The sequence below is a fragment of the Proteiniclasticum sediminis genome, assembly GCF_018128025.1.
GTDB classification, from domain to species: domain Bacteria; phylum Bacillota; class Clostridia; order Clostridiales; family Clostridiaceae; genus Proteiniclasticum; species Proteiniclasticum sediminis.
Map to the genome: position 1 here is coordinate 1 of NZ_JAGSCS010000055.1, position 1,215 is coordinate 1,215.

At 51.4% G+C, this 1,215-nt stretch carries 1 protein-coding gene; it reads left to right on the top strand.

All coding sequences use genetic code 11. From position 1 onward, the window contains the following. Positions 1-1,215, top strand: a 1,215-nt coding sequence (gene istA / locus KCG48_RS14490) for an IS21 family transposase (RefSeq protein WP_211802887.1), incomplete at both ends; no start/stop codon positions are given.

The following is a 1,215-nucleotide window of genomic DNA, read 5'->3' on the forward strand; positions in this document are numbered from 1 at the left end:
CTTCGCCTTCACCATCAATCGCTGAGCAGCCGTAGTATTGCCTCTCTTTTAGGTTGTTCCCGGAACACTGTCGCGAAAGTCCTGGATGCTTTGAACCGCACAGAATTGGCGTGGTCCCAGCTTGAATTGCTAACGGAAGATCAGCTCACCAAACTGCTGTTCCCTCCGGTCGAACTGGACTCCAATCGGCTATTGCCGGATTTTGAGCAGATTCACAAGGAATTGGCCAAGCCTGGCGTCAATCTCACGTTGCTTTGGGACGAATACTGTCTTACGGCCAGGATGGCCGGAAAGATCCCCTATATGTACACCCAGTTCAATAAGATGTACCGGGACTTTGCCGTACGAAACAAAGCCACCATGCACTTGCATCGAAAACCAGGCGACAGCCTGGAGGTTGACTGGGCGGGGCAGAAAGCCCACATTTTGGACAGCACCACTGGCGAGGTGTTGGATGCATTTGTCTTTGTGTCCACATTATCCAGCAGCCAGTATACCTATGCCGAGGGCTTCCTGGATATGAGTACCGAAAGCTGGATTAGCGCTCATATTCATGCTTTTCAATTTTATGGTGGGGTTCCGCGTTCCCTGATTAATGACAATCTGAAAACCGGGGTGGTCACCCCGCATTTTGTGGATCCCCTCTTGAATCGGACCTACCAAGAGCTAGCGGAACATTACGGCACCGTGATCCTTCCGGCTCGTGTCAAGCGGCCCAAAGACAAACCTTCCGTGGAATCCTCCGTATCCAATGTGTCCACCTGGATCATTGCAGCCCTTCGTCATCAGCAATTTTTCAGCTTGGCTGATCTAAACCAGGGAATCCGGGAAAAGCTAAAAGAGTTGAACCGTAAACCCTTCCAAAAGAAGCCTACCTCGAGGGAACAAGCTTTCCGTGATGAGGAACGTGATCTCCTTCTTCCATTGCCTGTCCATCCCTTTGAAATCGCACAGTGGAAAACCGCCACCGTCCAATTCAACTACCACATCACGGTCGAGAAGATGAATTATTCTGTTCCCTATGAATACATCAAGGAGAAGGTGGACGTCCGGATGACCCCGAAGATGGTCGAAATCTTTCTCCATCAGACGCGAATCGCCTCCCATCTCCGCTTGCACGGTAAACCCGGGCAGTACAGTACCACGCCGGAGCACATGCCAGAAAAGCATCAATCCTATCTGTTGTGGGACGGCGCTCGCTTTCTCCACTGGGCT